The organism is Streptacidiphilus sp. EB103A (genome assembly GCF_041261405.1).
In the GTDB taxonomy this organism is placed as follows: Bacteria; Actinomycetota; Actinomycetes; order Streptomycetales; family Streptomycetaceae; genus Streptacidiphilus.
The window spans coordinates 1-18934 of the sequence record NZ_JBGCAQ010000047.1 but is presented as its reverse complement, the minus strand read 5'-3'; the positions used below and the strand labels follow the sequence as shown (position 1 = coordinate 18934).

Below are 18934 nucleotides of genomic sequence, written 5' to 3'. Positions count from 1 at the left end.
CCCCCCCCGGGGGGGGGATGCCCGCCCTTCGGGCGGTATCGCCACGCTTCCTTCGGAAGCGGGCAGTTGGGGTTGCTTCGGCCCTTCGGGCCTGCGGGGGTTGGGAGTTGGCCGGGCCCTTCGGGCACCGGCCGGGTGTCGAGGGGAGTGCTCGGCCCGTCGGGCCTCGCGGGGTGGTTGGTGGTGGTGGGTCACATCCCGTGTTGGGGTGGGGAGTTGGTGGGGTGTGGGCAGTGCGTGATGGATGGTCAGTTCGGGTCGGAGTCCGGTGGCGTGGATGGTGAGCTGTAGGTTGGTGAGTTGCAACTTTCGAAGGACGTGGTGGCGTGGTGGGTGCGGCTGTGTTGTCGGTGAAGGTGTCGGTTCCGTTCGGGGTGCGGGAGGTGGTGGAGGAGGCGGTGGCGGCGCAGCGTGCTCGGCGTGGGGTGCTGGGGTCTGCGGATCGGTGGCGGACGTCGGGTCTGCCTCGGGCTGAGGCTGCGGTGGTGCGGGCGCGGTGGCGTGACGAGGTGGAGCGGCTTCGTGGGGTTGGGGAGTTGCTGGACACCCGGGATGTGCTGGTGGGGTTCGGGGTCGGGTTGGAGGTGGCGGCGCGGGGGTGGGACAAGGTGGTGTGGCCTGAGTTGCCGGAGGAGGCGGTGGAGCCGGGGCGGTGGCCGGGGGTTCGGGATACCGGGGTGCCGGAGACGATCCCGGTACGGCTGCCCGCTGGTCTGGTGCGGGTGGTTCAGGCCGGCTGCTGGTTCACCTCGGTGGAGGCGATCACTGCGCTGCGGGCCTGGAGGGACGAGTACCCCGGGATCGTGCCGAGCAGCGTGGACGAGCAGGGCGCACCGGCTGGGCCGCTGGCCCGTTATGAGGAACTGGCCTCCCAGGTCGTTCCCACCGGCGTCGTGTGGCGGGCCGGCCTGAAGCGGGCTCTGGTCCACACCGGTGTCGCGGACCGACTGCCTGCGTCAAGTTAACCAGCCGCGGTGTGGACAAAGGTGCCTGCGGGCGGCTCAGCCAGTGGCGGTTCGTCTGCGGGTTGGTGAGTTGCAACTTTCACAGGCCCACGGGGCATCCTGCCGGCTTCACAGGTCGTCGAGCATGGAGACGAGGAACCCCATGGCCGCGCGCAGGCTGCTCTTCTGCCCCGGCGCCGAGCAGCGGGCAGACCTGCTGGCTGTCGCGGTGCTCGGCGGTCAGGGCGGCGGGGTGCGGCTCGGTGGGCCGGGTCAGTGGTCCGCGTCGCCGCGCCAGGCGATCCAGCCACCGTCGCGAGCCCGGCCCAGGTGGAGGGCGGGCCGGTGGCCGGAGTCGTAGGCGCAGACTCTCCCGTGGGCGCCGTGCCGGGCCGGGCACCGGCGGATCATCGCCTCCACGCCGAGGACCTCCAGGTCCCCGGGCAGTACCGCACCCGGCTCCGTCGCCCGGACCAGCGCACCGATCCGCCGCTCGGCCTCCTCCCTGCGGCCGTCGTACAGGCGCGCCCACCGCAGCACGTCGTCCTCGGTGCCCACCGGGGTGTAGAGGCACTGCAGTGCGCCGTACTCCTCCAGCCCGTCATCCAGCAGGACCCAGCCCAGGCCCTCCAGCAGCCGGCGCGAGCCGGTGTTCGCCCGCTGGGTGACCGCCACCAGCGATCCGGCGCCGGCCACCGTGCCCCACCAGGCCACCGCCGCGCCAACGGCCTCCTTGCCCAGGCCCTTGCCCCACTGGGCCGGGAGCAGCTGGTAGGAGACCTCCGCCCGGCCCTCGCAGCGGTGGTCCGCGCCGATCGTCACCAGCCCCACCGCGGCCCCGTCCTCTCCCGCGGGTTCGATGGCCCAGCACCCCGGCGTCACCGGGTACTCGCGCAGACCCCGCGCCACCCGCTCATCGCCGGCCGGGCCCCCGAGGAACCGGCCGACCTGCGGATCCGTCAGCAGAACGCCCAGCACGCCCGCGTCGCGCTCCTGAACGGGGCGCAGCACCAGGGGGTCGGTGCGCAGTTCGAGCGGCCAGCAGCGGGCGAGGACCTCGGCGACGGAGTACACCGGACCAGGATGGCAGTCCCACGGACCCATCTCCCCCACGACCGTCGCATGCCCGGCTCCGGGACGCTGGGCCCCAGCGTCGCCGCCCGCAGCCCGGAATCCCACACCGACGGCCAGCCGCGATCGTCGCAGGTCAGCCAGGGGACGCCAGTCGGCCCCTGCGGCCGGAGCAGATCGGCCCAGGACGCCTGCCGAGCGGGCGAGGCCTCGGCAGGAGCGGTCGGCGGCCAGGTGGGAGGACCGGCGGGCCGCGGGTGCCCGGCCGGCGATGAGCGGGGCGGGAAGCGGCCCGGCTCGCGCCCTGGTGGCCCTGGTGGGGGCGCTGAGGTCAGGGCCCCCGGTCTGGACGGCGGCGCTGCAGGAGTTCCTCGACGCCACCGACGCCGACCAGGAACCGTGACCACCCCTCCGGTGACCGGGGAGCGATAGATCGGCGGTCCCAGCTCTGACAGGCAACCGGCCGACGGCCCGCCTCTCCAACCACCCGCACCGCAAGCCCACCGCTGCCCGGGTCGAGTCCGAGCCGACAGCGAGCAGCCGGACGCGGGGCGAGGGCCTATTCGAGGTCGCTGTGCCAGGGCTTGCCCGTCTCCACCTCCTTGATCAGGTAACGCACGCCCTGGTTGTCGTCCGGGTTGGTCCACAGGCTGTTGCGGAACACCTTCGCGGCCCTGGCGTGGTCTCCCAGCCGCCACCACGTCAGGCCGAGTCCGTGCAGTGCCCGGTGAAAGGGCCGGTTGTCCATCTCACCCCACCGCAGGACGCCGTCGAAGGCGTCGGGCAAGGAGAGCTCGGCCACCGCGACACCGGTCTGGTAGTAGCCCAGGGCCTGTGACAGCGCGGCCGGATCGCGGTCGGCCCGCTCCAGGGCGTCGTTGCCCAGGTGGGCCCAGCAGTCGATCTGCCGCGGGTCCTCGCGGACCGCCCCGGTCAGCGCGGCACGGTAGGCGCCGGCGTCGCCGCCGCCGCCGCGCTCGCGCAGGTCAAGGGCGCGGTCCACGGGCGGCTCGCCCTCGCCCGCGTACGGGTCGGGCATCCGGTAGTACGGCCGCGGGCCCGCCTTGCGCACCGCACTCCACCATCCCCAACTCGGCTTCCCTCCCCGGTCGGGGGCGGCCGAGGGCCGCGATCCCCAGCCGCGCTCCGAGAGCGGGTCGTACTCCTCGCTGTGGTCCAGGCGCGCGGGGGTCGGCCCGTTCCGGTAGACGCGTAGCAGGATCCGGCGGGTCTCGAAGCCCTCGTAGAGGTCGGTGATCTCAGCCAGGTAGGAGAACCCGCGGCCGGGCTCCTCGTCCTCGGGCGCGGGGACGGGCAGGACCTTGCGCAGCTCGTCGAGCATCCTGGCGAGCACGTCCTCGGCCTGCCCGGCGGTCAACGGGAACGAGACCCCGTAGTTGCGCGGCACCAGTATCACCGGGGTGAACAGGTCCTCGCTGTCCAGACCGCTGCGCTCGGCCAGCAACGTCCTCAACCCGTCCTGGGTCACCTGCGACACAACCACTGCTCCCCTGCTGTCGAAAACCCTGCCCGGACACTGCCCTCGGGAAGCCGCACGCCGGCCCCCGCCGAGCACCATGCTGCGAACCCCCTCCAGGCCAAGTCTGGCCGGGCAGCGCCCCGCGCACGATTGAACCGGACATTCGCCACGATTCGCCAGTGCAGACCCCTGCCCTCACCGCACCGCGGACCCCCGGGTGCCGGCAGCATCGGGGGCCACCTGGTGAGGAAGCCCGCCACCGCCCTGGTCGAGTCCAAGCCGACGGGGAGCAGCCGGGTGCGGGGGCCGGGTGCTCCCCGGTCTCAGCGGGGCGCTGCCGCCAGGTTCCGGGAGATCTCGCTCGCGTGCTGCAGGTGTTCGTGGATCGGGTCGGCTCCCGCGGGCCCGCGGGTGCCGGGCAGGTCGCGGTAGGCGGCCTCGGCGCGCCGCAGGTACTCGCTGCCCAGGTCCACGCCCAGGCGCGGGGGCAGATCCTCGAGCACGGAGACGAGGAACCCCATGGCCGCGCGCAGGCTGTCGGCGCCGGCATCGAGCAGCGGGCGGGTCTGCGGGCCGTCCCGGTGCTCGTCGGTCAGGTCGTTGAGCTCGCCGGTGATCTGCCCGGCCAGTTCCTGGAACTGCTCGTGGGGCGGGACGTCGTGCTCCTGGTAGTGGAGTCGGGCTCGTTCGATGCGCGCGGTGCTCTCAGGGGCGCCGCAGGTCACCTCGCAGGTCAGCCCGTAGGCGGCCCACAGGCAGTCGGCAGCGACGTCCAACCGCCGGCGGCCCCCGGGGTCCGCGAAGTCACTGGCGGTCAACTTGCGGCACAGACGCCGGACTTCGGTCATGACCTCGGCGCTCGTGTCCTTGGGTTCCGGCATCCGCTCTTCTCCTTCGGTGGGACTCCCAGGGACAGTACCGGCGGCACGGGCCGGCCGGGCCCGATTGCGCTGACCTGACCGGGGGCACGGGGCGGCTCGGGGGGTGACCTCCTGGACCCCGCCGCGCTCGAGGAGTTCCTCGACGCCACCGAGGCCGACCAGGCCCCGTGACCACCCGCCCTCGGGGAGCAGCGCCATGCCGGTTCGGTGCGGGGCAGCGAAGTGCGGCGGGCCGGGCGCCCGTTGTGTACCGCCTCGTGCCCGTCCTGCTGGAGGGCCTGTACGCCTACGGGTTGGGGGTGAGGGACTGGTGGGCCCAGCCCGGGAGCGTTGTCGGCGCCGCCGGATCGATCATGACGCTCAGCGCGCTCTTACCGGAGCTCACCGGAACGTCGCGTCCGGCGTGGTTGAGCCGCCCGGCCAGGAGCAACCCGAGCCACGAGGGCAGGTCCGGGCCCAGGACACCGCGGGCCAGGTCTGCGTGCTCCGTCGAGACGCCGGCGGGAACCGGCTCGCGCAGGACGATGACCTTGGCCCGGTGGTCGTACTGCTCCTCAGCGGTGTTCGCCCAGACGTCGGTCACCGGGAAAGCCCAGCCCAGCGGCGAGGCATGCACATAGCCCATCGCCTCATTGCCGATCCTGTGAATCGAGGTGACCAGCGGAAGCCCCCGCGTCTCCTGAACGGAATCAGCGCCGAAGATCAGGATCGGCGTGTCGTAATCCAGTCCGACAGCCGTTCCGGGGAGAACGAACGTGGTGTAGTGAGAACCCATGCACCGAGCCTAGAGCCGTCCACCGACAGCTCGATGCAAGGACCGGACGGCTCATCAGATGCCCGGCACGGCGGTGCACTCTCCGTTGGCTGCGCCCCGATTTTCCGTGATGCTCCGGCCCCGGGTCGGAGTCCGAGTCCGAGTCCGAGTTGGCGGGGCAGCCGGGCGCGGAGCGGGTTCGAGACGCCGTGGCGGACGTCCGCCGGCGTGCTTTCACCTGGGCGTTCGCGTGGCGGGCCGACGTGCCGGTATCTTCGCGGGAGCGTACGTCGATGGTGCGCGCCGCGGCCGGACCCACCTCCGGTCGAGGGTGAACCAAGCGGCCGCTTGGACACGAAGGTGATCTGGTCGTACCGGCACGTCGTTGACGCCCCGTACGCTCCCCGGCAGCTGCTGTGGTGGGACGGCATCGCGGCCGGGTGTGTACAGGAGACCGTCATGGCACCGAAGAAGACCAACACCGGCCACCAGCAGCAGATCGCCCGCTTGCTGCACAAGGCCTCGCAGTGCGGCTACCAGGAGGCGCTGCGCAGGGTCGCCCAAGCCGCACGCAAGGGCCTGCTGCCCCCTGTCCTGGACAAGGCCGGCCGCGAGCAGGCGGTCGCGTTCCTGCTGGCCGCCGACCCCTCGCTGCTGGAAGCTCCCGCCGCACCGATGCCCCTGGGAGCACTCGCCCCCTGGGCGCAGCGCGCGCGGTCCGTCCTGGACACCTTCACCCCGCTGTTCACCGCCGACCTGCTCGCGAAGGACCAGGACAGCAAGGAGCACCGGGCGTTCGTGTCGTACTGCGAGGACAGCGACGGCGAGGACCTCGACGCGGCTTGGCTGTACCTGGGTGCCGGGTGCATCGGCGCCTACGACCAGGACCGGGGCCGCGACGCGCAGCAGCGGCGGACCTCCCTGGACCAGTTGGAGCAGCAGATCCAGGAGCACTGGCGGGGCCTGGTCGGTGCGGTCGACCACAACGACGGCTTCACCACCGCCGAGGAGGTCTTCGCGCGGGACGTGTGGGACCTGCCCACCATGACCGTCCTGGCCGGCCTGCCGGAGGCCTCGGTGCCCGCCACGATGCGGGCGTGGGCCAGGGCCTGCGGCAGTGTCGCCGCAGGGGACGCCGGGCGCGCCCTGGCGGCCTTCGAGCGGGCCCGCGGCCACCGGTTCTCCGGCGACCTCGCGCAGATCCAGGTCTCCACCCTGCTGAGGGCCCTGCAGAGCGACTTCACCCTGCCCGACCTGGTCGACTACTCCTCGCGGTACGGCCAGGCCCTGGCCGACCACCACATCGCCGCAGCGGCCGGTGCCGCCGCCGCGACTGCCGGCGCCGCTGACGGACAGGAAGGCTGACCGTGGCCGCGACTGAACTCCCCTTCCTGTCCACGCAAGCCCTGGGCCTGCTCGGCGTGGAGCTGCCCGCGCTGGTGTCGGTGCAGGTCGCGCTGACCGGCGGCGGCAGCGGGAAGTACCACGTCCCGCGCGGCGAGCGGTACTACGGCGGCGGCTGCCGCCACGCCGGCTCCGCCACCGGAGCGTCGACCTACCCGCTGATCGAGGTCGCCGGCGAGATCTGCCGGCGGTGCCACCCCACCCTCCCCGGTCCCGAGGACGCCCTGTGGCGGGCCGGCGCCCACATCGCCTCACGCGCCGCCGACCTGGAACGTGCCCGCAGTGACGCCAAGGCGGCCACCTGGCTCGGGTACGCCCGCTACGCCGCCCAGGAGCAGCCCGGCGACCGGGAGCAGCTGCAGGCCTGGCTGGAGCTGGCCGCCGCGAAGCGTGCGCTGGCCAAGGACGCCAAGGCACTGGCCGTGGCGGCCAAGCAGGTGGCCGAGGGCTTCGCCGCTTTCCTGGCCGGGTACGCGCAGCGGTGCCCGCAGGTCGACGCCTACAACGGGGCCCGCGACGCGGTGCTGCGCACCACCGACGGCCCGCAGCACCGTGCTCTGGAGGAGGTGACGGCCGCCGTCGCCGGCCGGTCCACCCGGCCGGCGGGCCGGTACGAAGGGCCGGCGCGGGTGGACGTGTGGCAGGTGACGGCCGGGGTGTGGCTGGCGGCCCGCTCGCGCGGCCAGGACCCTGTGCGGGCCGCCGGCCTGGTGCAGGACGCCGTGGGCGGGGAACTTGGCGGGGCCCGGGTCGTGGACGTGACCCGGCTTCCTGCGCCGCGGACGGCGGGAGCGGGGTATGTGAGTCCGTCGGCCTGGGCGGACGCGGAGTTCGCCGGGTGGTGGCCGCGGGCGGTCGCCGAGGCGTGCACGGCGCTGGAGGCCTCGTTCGAGGCCGAGCAGGACCTGGGCGTCACGCGGCTGCTGCTGGTGCGGGACTGGCCGCTGACCGACTCCCGCGACGCCCCCATCGCCTACCTCGCCGCCTGCCCCGTGCTCGGACCGCTGGTCCCCCACAACTACCGGCGCCGCGACCATTACGGCGCCGCCGACACCTCCGGCCCCCGCTGGGCGGCGGTCATCGCCGCGCCCGGGCACATCGCGGCCAAGCTGGAGCAGGAGGAGGCCGGGCTGGGCCGCCACCACACGCCGCGGTTCACCGCCGCGGGGCCGGTGACCGGGCGCCGCCGCGCGGACGAGACCGCGGCCCTGGAACTGCTGCGCACCGCGTTCCCCCTGCTGCCCGGCGACGAGGACACCAGCGAAGGCCCACCGGGGGTGCCCGACGTCGTCCAGGCGCAGCGCCGTGCCCGCGCCGGGGCCGACCAGCAGGTGGCGGCCGGCGACGAGGAGCGGGCCTCGCGCCTGGCCTACTCCCTCGCCGACGGATACGGCTGCTGGATCCCGGGCGGCGCCGAGGAGACCGCGCTCCTGGCCGAGCTGCACCGCTGGCTGCGCGGGCGGGTCCTGCGCCTGGACGTGTGGTGCCCGGCCCCGGGCGGCCGCGACACCTGGGCCAGCCTGTTCGGGACCCTGGCGCAGGTCGGCGACGGCGAGGTGGGCTTCCGTCCCGGCGGACAGCACCAACCGGTCCGCATCCCCCTGCACCGCGTGGTCGCACTGTCCGGCGCGCCCCGCTGGGAACGCACCCACCACCCCTACGGGAGCGACCCGCTGTGGGAGCCGTACGAACCGCGGCCCGTACCCGGCCCGAGCGGCGGGGACGCACAGTAGCGCCAGACGCGGGACGATGACCCCGGGGCGGCCGGGAGCAGCGGCGTCCGGCTGCGTCCAGCCGAGCACCCGCACGGACCCGGCGTCGTGCCTACCGGGTCTTCGACGTCTGGCCGCCGACACCCTCCAGAACCGTGCCCTGCCGGGTCGCCACCGGCACCACCTCGTCCTGCGCCTGGCAGTTCTTCCGCATCAACGTCGTACTGGGGACGCTCTGCGGGTAGAGGAACATCCCCGCCGAGGAACGCACGATCACGGCCGGACCGGCCGCCGCCTGGTAGCCGCGGGCGCGGAAGAAGTCGACCGCGCCGGGCCGCGCCTCCAGGAGCATGACCCGTGCGCCCTCCCGGCCCAGGTACTCCTCGCACGCGGTCAGCAGCGCGGAGGCGGCCCCGGGGCGGCGGCTGTCCGGCCGGACCGCGACACCGTGGATCAGGCCGATCTCCCGATGGGCGGTCTGTCCGTCGGGCCCCAGCGCCAGACCGCTGTAGGAGCACCCGACCACCGTCGCGTCGAGCAGCGCCACCTTGACCCGCTGCCGCCCCGACAAGCCCGCCGCGCAGACCGCCAGCCCCTCGGCGACGTACGCGGGATCCGTCCACGGTGCGCCGCCCATCAGCCCGAACGCCTCGGGCATCGTGGCGCAGACCCCCGGGATGTCCTCCTGCAGCGCATCGCGGACCAGCAGGCCACCGCCCACGCCACGCGGCCCGCTCCTGCCCGGCTTGCCCGGTTTCTGACGTCCCATGTGCCGTCCCCTGCGTCATGATGATGCGGACCCGGCCGGATCGCGGGTCAGCCACTTTCCTACCGTGCCCCTGTGACAACCGGTCGGGAAGGACCGGAAGGACACCGGCACGAGACGGCCGGACCGGTGACAGCCGGCAGGGCCTCGGCCGGGTGCAGCACCGTGACGGCGCGACCGGTCGGCGCCGCCGACGCCGCAGAGCGGCAACCCCGGGAACGGGAGCAGCCAGGGCGGCAGGGTGGCGGCGGGGCCGGTGCGGGGCCGGTCAGGCGCTGCTGGTGGCGATCTGGGCCATGGAGCGGGGGTCGAGGAAGTGGGCGGCGAGCAGCCGGGTGAGCGGGTGGTCGTCGGTCGCGTCGGCGTTGAGGGCCGCGACGGCGTCGCGTAGTTCGCGCAGGTGCTCGAGTTCGCCCGGGTAGTCCTCGGTGGCGGCTGCGGTGCCGGTGTCCGTCAGGGCGGTGCGCAGCGCGTCGACGGCCGCGGTGGGCAGGTAGACGCTGGACTCGCCGGTGGGGTGGATGTAGAGGAGGGTGCCGTGCCGGCCGCGCGGCGGGGCGGCGTACAGGGCGTCACCGGAGGAGTCGCGGTGCAGGAGTTCGTCGTCGGCGTTCATCGGGATGCCTCTCGGGGGTGTTCGGAGCGGGCGGGGCCCAGCGGCCAGCCCTGCGAACCGCGGCCCGTGCCCTGCCCGGTCCGCAGCGGGCGCGGTCAGCGGATGGTGTGCAGGTCGGCGGCGGTGACGTCGCCGAAGGGGAGTTGGAAGTAGTCGGCCAGGGCCTGGTTGATGGCGTCCTCGGCCTCGGGGCTGTCGGGGTCCTCGACCAGGGCCGCTGCCTGCTCGCCGGTCAGCTTGACCACCACCGGGGGGCGCATGCGGCCGGCGCGGACCACGGCGGACCCCTTGATCTCCACGCCGGCGTCGTCCAGGTCCACCGTCACCCCCACTCCCGAGAAGCCGGTGCCCTTCGCGGTGTACTCGCGCGCGCGCCGCTTGCGGCCGGTCTCGGTGATCTGGACCTCGGCGGCCTGGGTCTCCAGGCGTTCGGCGTCGGCGCCCTGCGGGGTCCGGTCGCCCTTGATCCAGCGCTGCACGGTGCGCTCGGAGACCCCGTAGTGCGCGGCCATCGCGGCGGTGTTGCCGCCGAACGCGCGCTCGCGCACGTGGGAGGCCTGTGTCGTCGCCTTGACCGGGACCTGGCGCGAGGGGAACATCTTCCCCAGCATCCGCCCCACGAAGCCCTCAGCCACGCCCTGCCCCTTCCATCTTCGCGTCAGTGTGGATCAGTTGGGCGTCGGTGCCGTAGCGGGCGACGACGCCGTGGGCGCCCTGCAGCGGCTCGCCCGCCTCCAGGGCCGCGGCGATCACCGCCATCGGCACCGTCGCGTCGTGCTTGCAGCTGCCCGGGGCGATCCCCAGGCGCACCGCCCCGGGCAGTTGCTTGCCCGCGTCGGTGAACGCGATCAGGGCCAGCGGGTCGCCGTCCGCGCTGGCGTAGACGATGCCGTCGACGTGGACCGCGATCGGGGCCCGCCCGGTGGCGGCGAACGTCTTCAGCAGGCGCCGGTACATCGCGTAGCGGGACGCGGCCAGGATCCTGAAGCGGATCTCGGGCCGGTAGTGCCAGGACTCCACCACCTCCCGTACCCAGCGCGCCATCTCGGCCTCGTCGTCACCGCGCGGGTTCTCCGACCAGCTCCCGGTGTTGGCCCGGTAGACGTCCTTGTAGAAGTCGATCAGCACCATGGCGGAGGCGGCGACCGGGTCGGTGGCGGCCAGGTGGGAGCGGGAGGCGTAGGCGGCCAGGAACGCGGCCGGGTCCATCGCCTCGCCGATGCCCAACTGGGCGTGGCGGTACTTGTAGCCGTCGCGCAGCTGGCGGGTGGACTCGTGGAACAGCGTGGCGCTGTGCTCGGCGAGGTAGGCCTCGGTGATGGTGGACGGGTCGAAGCCGTACCACTCGATCATGCCCTCGACGGTCTTGGTGTCGTACCAGCCCGGCCCGGTCGGCGGGCGCCCGTCGCTGGTGGCGGGATGGGGCAGCAGCTGCTCCGCGACCAGGCGCTGCTCGGGGGTGAGCATCGTGGTGGTCAGGCGCAGGCCGGTGAAGTCGCACCACCACTGGCCGCAGGTGTTCTTGCCGTACACCGGGTTCGTACGGTGCAGCAGCGGGCTAATGGGGACGTAGAGGGAGCCGGTGATGGCCATGTGGGCGGCGCAGACGTCGAGTTCGACCCCGTAGGCGAGGGCGGCCTCGGCGTCGGTCAGGGGGCGGGTGAAGCGGACGAAGTCCTCCTCGCGGCACACCGGCCGGCCCTCTTCCAGGGCCTTGAGGGTGAGCGGGTGCCAGCGGCCGGCGGCGGGCTCGACGCAGGTGTCGCCGTCGGGCAGCGCCCCGGCCTTCAGGATGCGGGTGCCGTCGCGGTTCGGGCCCCACTCCTCGCGCGGGCGCACCGATTCCAGCAGGGTGCGGGCGGTGACCCGGGCGGTGCCGGTCAGCGGCACGCCGAGGTCGAACGCGACCGCGCGCAGGTGCTCGGCCAGGGCCCGCGGGTCGCAGCCGCCCAGCTGGTCCGGGTCGGTGGGGGCGCCCAGGCGGTCCAGCCAGTGGTCGACGGCCTGCGCGGGGCCGCTGGCCTGGCCGATCCAGGGGGTGACGATCAGGGTGACCGCGCCGGCGCGGCGCACCCCCTCGGTGCGGCGGGGGGTGACCGCGATCCTGGTGGCGACGCTCTTGGCCCAGTCGCCCTTCTTGCGCTGGTCGGCGCTGCCGATGTCGCATCCCGAGGCGGCGGCCGCGGCCTGCAGCCGCTCCCCCAGTGCGGTGCGCTTGGCTCCCTCCGGCAGCCGGGCGGGCAGCTTGAGGGCCCGGCACAGGTCCGGGCCCAGCACCACGGTGCCGTTGTGGCGGCGCGCGTCGCGGTGGATGCCGGGCACCCCCAGCGGGGGCCCCGAGGCGATCCACGCGAACAACGCCTCCAGCGTCTTCGCGCCCGGGCTGCCCAGCCCGGGAACGTCCGCGAGGACCTGGCCGCCGTCGACCTCCAGCAGCACCGAAGCGACCAGGTCCACCACGTCCTGCTTGGCGCCCTCGGTGCGCCGCGCCCCGCCCTCACGCCGGCCGGGAACAGGCTGCACCGGCCGCGCCGGCACCGGAGCAACGGCCACGACTGGGGCCGAAGCCGCCGGGGCCGGAGCCGGGGCAGCAGGGGCAGTTGGTGCTGGAGCCGCCGGGACCGGCGGGGCGGGCCGGTCGACCGGTGGTGCCTGGACGGGTGTGCGGGGGGCCGGGGCGGGCGCGGGGGGCGTGGTCGGGGCGGGGGGTGCTGCGGCCGGGTGCTGCGGCACGGCCGCCCAGGCGGCGCTGTGGCCGGCGCCGGTCCTGCGGCGGCGGCAGTACGCCGCGCGGGCCGCGCTGCGCCGAAGCGCCTGGGCCCGGTTGCGGGGCCAGCAGGACGCCGGGCACCGCTGCCATACCGTCAGCAGCCGGCCGCCCAGCTCCGGGACGTTCACCGGCGCGGGCACGTAGCCGGGGTACCCGGAGGCGGCACACCACACGCAGTCCCCCGGCCCGGCGCCCGTCCCTGCCTGCTGCACCGTGTTCACCGGTCCTGCCCCGCGGCGACGGGGCCCACCGGGGACTCCAGCGCCTCGCAGGCCACGGTGGGGCCGGCCAGCAGCGTCAGCACCGGGATCCGGAAGTGGCCGGCCAGCAGGTCGACCTCGTCCAACGTCCACGCCGTCACGCCGGACTGACGCCTCGACACCTTCTCCTGCGTCAGGCCCACCCCGGCCGCCAGGTCGGCCTGCGACTGCCCCGCCGCCTGGCGCAGCGCCGCGACGGTGACCCGTAGCTTCTCCAACGTCCCCATCCCGCCACCCTACCAAGCCCATGCAGTAAGTCGCTAAAAATCGTATTCTCTTTCCAATTGTTCGAAAAACTGCATACCGGTGGCCGGCGGGAGGGCTGGGTAGCCGCCCTCGTCGGGTCGCTCCGATGGCGCGGCAGCGATGGTTCCGCCACTTCCCGGCGCGGTGGTCCGACCGGGTAGCGGCGCAGCTCGCCGCCGCCCTACCGTTGCCCCATGACGACGATCGACGCGAGGACGCCCCCTGCGCGTCCGCCCTCCAAGCCGCCACCGGGGCGTCCGCCCAGCGGGCCGGCGCCGGACAAGAACCCGCCCTTCCCCCCGAATCCCCCGCAGCCGAAGCCCTGATCATGCGCGTCGCACACATCGGCTGGGGCCAGCTCCCCGACCAGGTCCGCACCGCGGTGGAACGCCGGGTGGGAGCACCGTACGAGACGGCGGAGATGACCACGGGGGAGAGCTCCGGAATCGCCACGCTGCTCTTCCCCCCGGACGGCGCGAAGGTCTTCGTCAAGGGCCTGCCCGTTGACCACGAGCGGGCCGGGGAGCTGGAGAGGGAGGCGAGGGTCAATCCCCATCTGCCCGACTACGCCCCCAAGCTGCTGTGGCATCTGGAGGCGGGCGGCTGGCGGCTGCTGGGCTTCGAGGGCGTCACCGCCACACCGTGGGCGGATTTCACACCCGAGGGCGGCCACCTGGAGCCGGTCGCGGCGGTACTGCGGGAGTTGAGCACCCGCCCGGCCCCGGACATCGAGCTGATGACGGCCTGGGAGAGATGGGGGCCCTACTGCGACCCCGCGGCCGAGCCGCTGCTGACCGGCCGGAATCTGCTTCACACCGACCCCGCGGCGACGAACTTCCTCATCGCCGGCGACCGGACCTGGCTCGTCGACTGGGCCTGGGCGGCCCGGGGGCCGGGATGGATCGACGCGGCCCTGTGGGGGTTCCGGCTCGTCCTGGACGGCAACCAGACCCCGGAGCGCGCGGCGGCGTGGGCCCGGGCCGTTCCCGCTTTCGCCGGCGCACCCCGCGAGGGGGTCCGCGTGCTCGCCGAGGCGGAGGCGCGGTCCTGGGAGGACTGGAAGGCGTACGGCGCAGCGGGAATCGAGCCGATCGTCGAGGCCGCCCGCCGATGGGCCGACTTCTGGCGCTGAGGCCGACGAGAGGGTCGGCGGCCGGTGCGGTACGCCAGGGCGCCGGCCTCCGCAAGGAGTTCCTCGACCGTGTCCGGGCACGGTCTGCGACCCGTGCGGCGGACCGCCGGGCGGCCGGCCGGTCCGCCGCACGGGTGCCGTCAGGGCCCGGCCGGCCTCAGGCCGGGTGCTGGGGCGGCTGGTCGGCGTTGATCTGGTCGACCACCGGGCCGGTCGCGCCGATCTTGCGCAGCCGGCCCGCGATGCCTCCCTCCTGGCGTCCGAAGGCGGCCATCAGCTCCGGCATCGTGGCGCCGGCGGCGGCCATGGCGCGCAGCCGCTCATCGTCCTGCGGCGTCCAGCGGGCGTAGGCCTGGGGGTGGTCCTGGCGGCGCTCACCCCAGGTGTAGGCGGTCTCCTTCTGCGCCGGCGCCGGGCGCCGGTCCGGTTCGGGGCCCTGGGGGCGGGGTCCGAGCCCCAGGTGGAAGAGCCTCCAGTGCACGGCGTTCAGGCTGCGGCCCAGCTCGAGGGCCAGGTCCTCGGCGGTCGCGCCGGCCCGGGCGCGGTCGCGCAGGGTCCGCTGCTCCTCCTCGGTCCACAGGTCCCCGACCCTGCGGTCGTCCGAGGAGGACTGCCCGGCGCGCTGGGCGGGGATGCTCGCGCTGGCCATGAGCAGGGAGAAGGCGGCGAACACGGCGAGGTCCGCGGGGTCGGCGGTGCCGGTCAGCTCCGAGCGCAGTTCCCCGTCGGGGGTGGACGCGGTCAGGCGGACGGTTCCGTCCGGGTCCGTGGTCAGGGTGTAGTGGCCGTCTGCGGCGGTGATCTCGCGCCGGCCGGGCACGGCGGCTGCGTCGGCGGCGGAAGCGGTGGTGGCCATGGTCGGAAGCTCCTTGCGGCGGGGGCAGGGCGCGCGGCCCGGACACCGGGCCGACGGGAGCACTGTGCGGCCGGACGCCTGTGGACAGGCGCCACCGGTGTCGGCCCCGCCGAGGAGTCCGGGCCGGGTTCCGCACGCCCTCACCCCCGGGGAGCGCCGGGTCGGCGGCGGCCGGCCTTGGCCGTGGTCGGGTCACGCGGTGGGGCGCGGCCGCCGGCGCCCGGCCCGCGCCGGGTGCCGGTGGCCGCTCTCGCGGCCCCTGCTGCCGGGCCCGGTCAGGCCGGCGCCGGGCCGGCGCCGAGCACGCTTCCGTCGGCGGGGGTCGCGGGGGCCAGATGGCGGGCCGCCAGCACCTCCAGGAGCTGGTACAGCTCGTCCGCGCGGGCGTTGCGCCCCGCGCCCAGCGCCTGGCGCGGCGCGGTCAGCAGCCGGCGCCAGTGCACGCCCACCAGCCGGTCCCGCTGGGCCGCCTTCAGCGCGTAGAGCGTCTGCCGGGCCTCGGGGCGGTCCAGCGGGCTCTTCAGCGGCTGCAGCAACCGGCCGGCGGCGGCGGCCAGTTCGCTGCGCTCCGCCTGCGGGATGGTCTTCCACACCGGGTCCAGGCGCCCGGGCACCAACAGGTCCCACGCCGCCCCCGACGTCCCGCGCTCCACCTCCAGCCCGGCCTCCTGCGGCAGCGCCCGGCCCGCCGGCTGCGCGTCGCCGACCGGCTCGGGATCCTCAACCTGCTCCGATGCCCCGGTCCCGGCGGGCTCCACCGGTGCCGGTGGGGCGGACGGCTGCCGGCCGGCCGCGGCCGGGGGTTCCTCGGCCGGTGCGGCGCCGGCGCACTCGCGGCCGTGGGCGGCCAGCGCCGCCGGGGATCCCGCGTAGGAGCAGCGCGGGCACCGCTGCCAGCCCGCCTTGGCCACCGCCTCGTCCACCACCGACCGGTCCGGGCCGTAGCCGGCCGCCACCAGCTGCTCCGCCAGGCTCCGCCCCTCCAGCGCCCGCAGCGCCGCGGCGGCCGTGATGTCGTGGCCGCGCACGAACCACCGGCCGATGCCCGCCTGGCCGCCGCACCCGCAGAAGCAGTCCCCCGTCGGGACCAGCCGCGGTCTCCTCGTCACCGTCACGACCGCGGACGCTACCGGCTGGACCGCGGCCGGGCCGCGGGAACACACCGGCCGGACCGGAACCCGTCGGCCGGCGACCGGAAGCGGCGGCCTGTTACCGGGCGCGACCGGCCGGAGCGCGGCCCACCGCGCCGGAGCCGGGCCGGTGCAGCGCGTTCGCGCAGCAGGCGGCCGGGCCCGGCGCCGCAGCAGGGCGCGGGAACGCGCTGGGGCTGCGAAGCCGACGGGCGTGCCGGGACGGCGGGCGGGGGGTTGCCGGTCCTGCCCCGGCCCGGGTTGACGGGGCGCCAGGTACGAAGAAGCGTCCCGCGGCCGTGGCCGCAGGACGCCTTCCGGTGATTCGAAGAACCTTGGCCCGAAGGCTCACGAGAACGGGCTCGTGTACGCAGGGCAACCGGCCGCCCCACTGCCGCCGATCCTACCGGGAGCGGACCGCGCCCACGACGACAACGGCGCGATCCGCACCGCGCGGACACCCGGCCAGAGCACCGGCCACCGCCCCAAAATCATGAGTTGCAACTTAGATATCCCCAGGTCAGAGGCCATATCGTGGTTGCACTTGGCGGGGTTGGGGGCTAGCGTTGCGGGCGGGTCGGCGCCATGGGGCGGCCGGCTCTTCGACGTCGACGAGGGAGGTCCGGGGCGATGGCCGCGGAACACGTACAGGCGCAGCGACCCACGACTCCGCCAGCGAAGGCCCCGCCGGCGGTGCCGGTCTCGTACCCGTCCTGGAGCCAGGTGCCTTGGACGCTGGCGTCGAAGACGCAACTGGCCACCGCCGACCTCCCCCGGCGCCCCGGCGGCCCGGTGCGCGGGTACGTGGCCGGGGTGGACTTCCGCGGCAGGCGCACCGAGGTGCCCCTGTACACCGTCGCCGACTGCCCGCCCACCACCGCCACCGGCCGCCAGCTCGCAGCCGCCGCCGACCGGCGCAGCGCGGTGGTGCGGACCTGCTCGGACTGCGGCGCCCGCACCCAACTGCCCCTGACCGAGCGGCGCGGCCGGTACCTGTGCGCGATGTGCAACCGGGTGGCCCGGGTGATCGAGGACCAAATCGAGCTGCGCCGGCGCCGCATCGACAACGCGGTCTGGGCGCACGACCTGCTCGAGGGCGGGGAGGACCTGGCGCTGGTGTGGGTGCAGGTGCTGGACGCGCCCGCCGCCGGGGACCGGCCGGCGCGGGCGGCGGTGGCCGCCCGGGTGCAGGCCGTCGACCAGCGCGGCCGCCCGCTGAAGGACCTGCTGATCAAGCTGACCGGGCCGCGGACCCCCGGGGCCCCGAAGGAGGCGCTGGCGAGCGGGGAGGGTGCCGCCGCGCTGGCCCTGGCCCTCGCCGAGCGGCGGCCGGTGGTCTGGGGGCCGCTGCAGCAGGTCCTGGACCGCCTCGCCGCCCTGGGCCACCATGTCCCGCTCACTCCCGGCGCCGGACAGGGCCCGGCCGGGACGCCGCACCGGTACCGGCCGGACTGGTCCGACAGCCCGGACCAGCGGTACCGGCAGTGGCGCGGCGAGCTCGACCCCGCCACCGGCGAACTGCTCACCCCCTGGCCGCCCGGCAGCGCCGACCGCCTGTGGCTGTGCCTGACCCGCATGGCCGACTCCGCCGACGAGGGCCGCCCCGGGCGCAGCGCGGGCGAGGACCGCGAGGACGCCGAGCTGCGGCACGGGCCGCGGCCCTGCCAGGATCCCGAGGAGCGGCGGACGCGGATCGCGGTGACCGGCAGCGCGCAGGCCGGACGGCACGTCGCCGAGCTCCTGACCGCCGGCGGGGAGGCGACCGGGCTGCGGGCCACCGCCCCGGTGCCCTCCCGCGAGCAGCCCGGCCGAGTCGTCACCACGCTGACCATCCCGGAGCCGACCGCGACCGAGTCGGCGCCCGACTCGGACGAATCGGTGGTGTCGTCGCAGGTCAGCCAGGGGACGCCAGGCGACTTCCGGGAAGCGTCCGCAGAGGGTCCGTGCGGCGGGCGGCGGACCGTCACGGTCGGCGACCCTGGCGGACCGAACCCCGAAGCGGCGCACCCGGCCGTACCGGGCCGCAGCGAACGCCCGGACGCGGCGGTCCACGGCCCCGCCCTGGGCGCGAACACCACGACCCGGGACCCGCTGCCCGGGGGCACCGCCGCCACCTGCCCCGGCTGCCTGGAGCAACCGCCCGTCCACCAGCGCGTCCACGCCGACCCCGGCGCCCCGCAACGACAGGAGTCCTGACCCCCGTGATGCTCTCCCCGCTCTCCCCCTACCTGCACGAGATCTCCGGCGCCCTCGACAGCGCCGGGATCGGCGTCACCGGCTGGCACGCGGTACGCCACCGGGCCACCCACGTCGGCCTCCTGGAATGGGGACCGCGCAACCCGGCCTGCGCCGGGCGCTGGCCCGACGGGATCTCCGCCGCCCGGTTCCCCGACGGATGGACCGTCACCACCACCGAGTACATCGGGGTTCCCCACGACCTGCACCCGTTGCCGCTGCACCCCTGGGCGCAGCCCGGCGACGTCGCCGCCGCCCTGGCCGCGCTGCTGGCCGCCGGACCCGACGCCCTGCCCCCCACCGAGCCCGGCCGGGGTAGCCGGGGCGCTGCGGCTCCGGCCGGCGAGCGGTGGAGCGGTGCCGCGGCCGCCCAGGCCGCCCTGGACCGCCTCGACCCGCACGGCACCGACACCTTCGCCGGCTGACCGCATCCGAGGCAGCCCGGCCGGGTGTCGCTCGGAGAGACACTGTCGTCCATCCACCGCCCGGCACCGCGACCCGTCCCAGAAGCCCAGCGGTGCAGGAACCTGTCCGGGAACCTTCACCGGCCGCGGGGGGGGCCCCCCGGGGGGGGGCCCCCCCCCCCCGGGGCCCCGCGGGCGCGGGCCCCCCGCCCCCCCCCGGGGGGGCGGGCCCGGCGCCCGCGGGGGGGGGGGGGGGGGGGGGGGGGGGGGGGG

General features: G+C 75.3%; 18 protein-coding genes. 7 read left to right on the top strand and 11 right to left on the bottom strand.

Annotated elements, in window-relative coordinates:
• Positions 1 to 677 precede the first annotated feature (677 nt).
• Positions 678 to 965, top strand: coding sequence for a hypothetical protein (locus tag ABH941_RS40625; RefSeq protein WP_370138382.1), 288 nt, complete (start codon positions 678 to 680; stop codon positions 963 to 965).
• A 252-nt stretch (positions 966 to 1217) separates the two neighbouring features.
• Here the strand turns inward: ABH941_RS40625 and ABH941_RS40620 are convergent, their stop codons facing one another.
• A complete protein-coding gene (locus tag ABH941_RS40620; RefSeq protein WP_370138380.1) occupies positions 1218 to 2018 on the bottom strand; it encodes a GNAT family N-acetyltransferase in 801 nt (266 codons plus the stop codon).
• A gap of 268 nt (positions 2019 to 2286) precedes the next feature.
• Here ABH941_RS40620 and ABH941_RS40615 point away from each other — a divergent pair, with 268 nt between their 5' ends.
• On the top strand, positions 2287 to 2418 hold the full coding sequence (locus tag ABH941_RS40615; protein WP_370138376.1) for a hypothetical protein: 132 nt from the start codon (positions 2287 to 2289) through the stop codon (positions 2416 to 2418).
• Between the two features lie 156 nt (positions 2419 to 2574).
• Here the strand turns inward: ABH941_RS40615 and ABH941_RS40610 are convergent, their stop codons facing one another.
• The 3 genes from ABH941_RS40610 to ABH941_RS40600 form a co-directional block, all read right to left on the bottom strand.
• Complete coding sequence (locus ABH941_RS40610) at positions 2575 to 3513, bottom strand: tetratricopeptide repeat protein (protein WP_370138373.1); 939 nt, start codon at positions 3511 to 3513, stop codon at positions 2575 to 2577.
• Between the two features lie 305 nt (positions 3514 to 3818).
• Positions 3819 to 4376 (bottom strand): hypothetical protein, encoded by a 558-nt coding sequence (locus ABH941_RS40605; protein ID WP_370138371.1) that lies wholly within the window; start codon positions 4374 to 4376, stop codon positions 3819 to 3821.
• A 286-nt stretch (positions 4377 to 4662) separates the two neighbouring features.
• A complete protein-coding gene (locus ABH941_RS40600) occupies positions 4663 to 5151 on the bottom strand; it encodes a hypothetical protein (RefSeq protein WP_370138363.1) in 489 nt (162 codons plus the stop codon).
• A gap of 438 nt (positions 5152 to 5589) precedes the next feature.
• Here ABH941_RS40600 and ABH941_RS40595 point away from each other — a divergent pair, with 438 nt between their 5' ends.
• Together ABH941_RS40595 and ABH941_RS40590 are read left to right on the top strand one after the other, a co-directional pair.
• The gene (locus ABH941_RS40595) at positions 5590 to 6495 is read left to right on the top strand and encodes a hypothetical protein (RefSeq protein WP_370138360.1); all 906 of its coding nucleotides are present in this window, start codon (positions 5590 to 5592) and stop codon (positions 6493 to 6495) included.
• Between the two features lie 2 nt (positions 6496 to 6497).
• The gene (locus tag ABH941_RS40590) at positions 6498 to 8267 is read left to right on the top strand and encodes a hypothetical protein (protein WP_370138357.1); all 1770 of its coding nucleotides are present in this window, start codon (positions 6498 to 6500) and stop codon (positions 8265 to 8267) included.
• Positions 8268 to 8358: 91 nt separating this feature from the next.
• Here ABH941_RS40590 and ABH941_RS40585 read toward each other — a convergent pair whose 3' ends face one another.
• The 5 genes from ABH941_RS40585 to ABH941_RS40565 form a co-directional block, all read right to left on the bottom strand.
• Positions 8359 to 9015: a GNAT family N-acetyltransferase gene (locus ABH941_RS40585; RefSeq protein ID WP_370138354.1), complete on the bottom strand. Its 657-nt coding sequence runs from the start codon at positions 9013 to 9015 to the stop codon at positions 8359 to 8361.
• A 265-nt stretch (positions 9016 to 9280) separates the two neighbouring features.
• Positions 9281 to 9628, bottom strand: coding sequence for a hypothetical protein (locus ABH941_RS40580; RefSeq protein WP_370138346.1), 348 nt, complete (start codon positions 9626 to 9628; stop codon positions 9281 to 9283).
• 95 nt (positions 9629 to 9723) lie between these two features.
• Positions 9724 to 10263 (bottom strand): helix-turn-helix domain-containing protein, encoded by a 540-nt coding sequence (locus tag ABH941_RS40575; RefSeq protein WP_370138344.1) that lies wholly within the window; start codon positions 10261 to 10263, stop codon positions 9724 to 9726.
• A complete protein-coding gene (locus ABH941_RS40570; RefSeq protein WP_370138340.1) occupies positions 10256 to 12619 on the bottom strand; it encodes a hypothetical protein in 2364 nt (787 codons plus the stop codon). Before ABH941_RS40570 ends, ABH941_RS40575 begins: the two co-directional genes overlap by 8 nt.
• The gene (locus ABH941_RS40565) at positions 12616 to 12885 is read right to left on the bottom strand and encodes a helix-turn-helix domain-containing protein (RefSeq protein ID WP_370138332.1); all 270 of its coding nucleotides are present in this window, start codon (positions 12883 to 12885) and stop codon (positions 12616 to 12618) included. The genes ABH941_RS40570 and ABH941_RS40565 overlap by 4 nt, the downstream gene beginning before the upstream one ends.
• Positions 12886 to 13010: 125 nt before the next feature.
• Here ABH941_RS40565 and ABH941_RS40560 point away from each other — a divergent pair, with 125 nt between their 5' ends.
• A complete protein-coding gene (locus tag ABH941_RS40560) occupies positions 13011 to 14036 on the top strand; it encodes an aminoglycoside phosphotransferase (protein WP_370138329.1) in 1026 nt (341 codons plus the stop codon).
• A 157-nt stretch (positions 14037 to 14193) separates the two neighbouring features.
• Here ABH941_RS40560 and ABH941_RS40555 read toward each other — a convergent pair whose 3' ends face one another.
• Both ABH941_RS40555 and ABH941_RS40550 read right to left on the bottom strand, forming a co-directional pair.
• Positions 14194 to 14892 (bottom strand): hypothetical protein, encoded by a 699-nt coding sequence (locus ABH941_RS40555; protein WP_370138325.1) that lies wholly within the window; start codon positions 14890 to 14892, stop codon positions 14194 to 14196.
• 275 nt (positions 14893 to 15167) lie between these two features.
• Positions 15168 to 16007: a hypothetical protein gene (locus ABH941_RS40550; RefSeq protein WP_370138323.1), complete on the bottom strand. Its 840-nt coding sequence runs from the start codon at positions 16005 to 16007 to the stop codon at positions 15168 to 15170.
• A gap of 738 nt (positions 16008 to 16745) precedes the next feature.
• Here ABH941_RS40550 and ABH941_RS40545 point away from each other — a divergent pair.
• Together ABH941_RS40545 and ABH941_RS40540 are read left to right on the top strand one after the other, a co-directional pair.
• Entirely contained in the window at positions 16746 to 18218 is a 1473-nt protein-coding gene (locus ABH941_RS40545) for a hypothetical protein (protein ID WP_370138321.1), read from the top strand.
• A gap of 5 nt (positions 18219 to 18223) precedes the next feature.
• On the top strand, positions 18224 to 18682 hold the full coding sequence (locus ABH941_RS40540; protein ID WP_370138309.1) for a hypothetical protein: 459 nt from the start codon (positions 18224 to 18226) through the stop codon (positions 18680 to 18682).
• Positions 18683 to 18934: the final 252 nt, after the last annotated feature.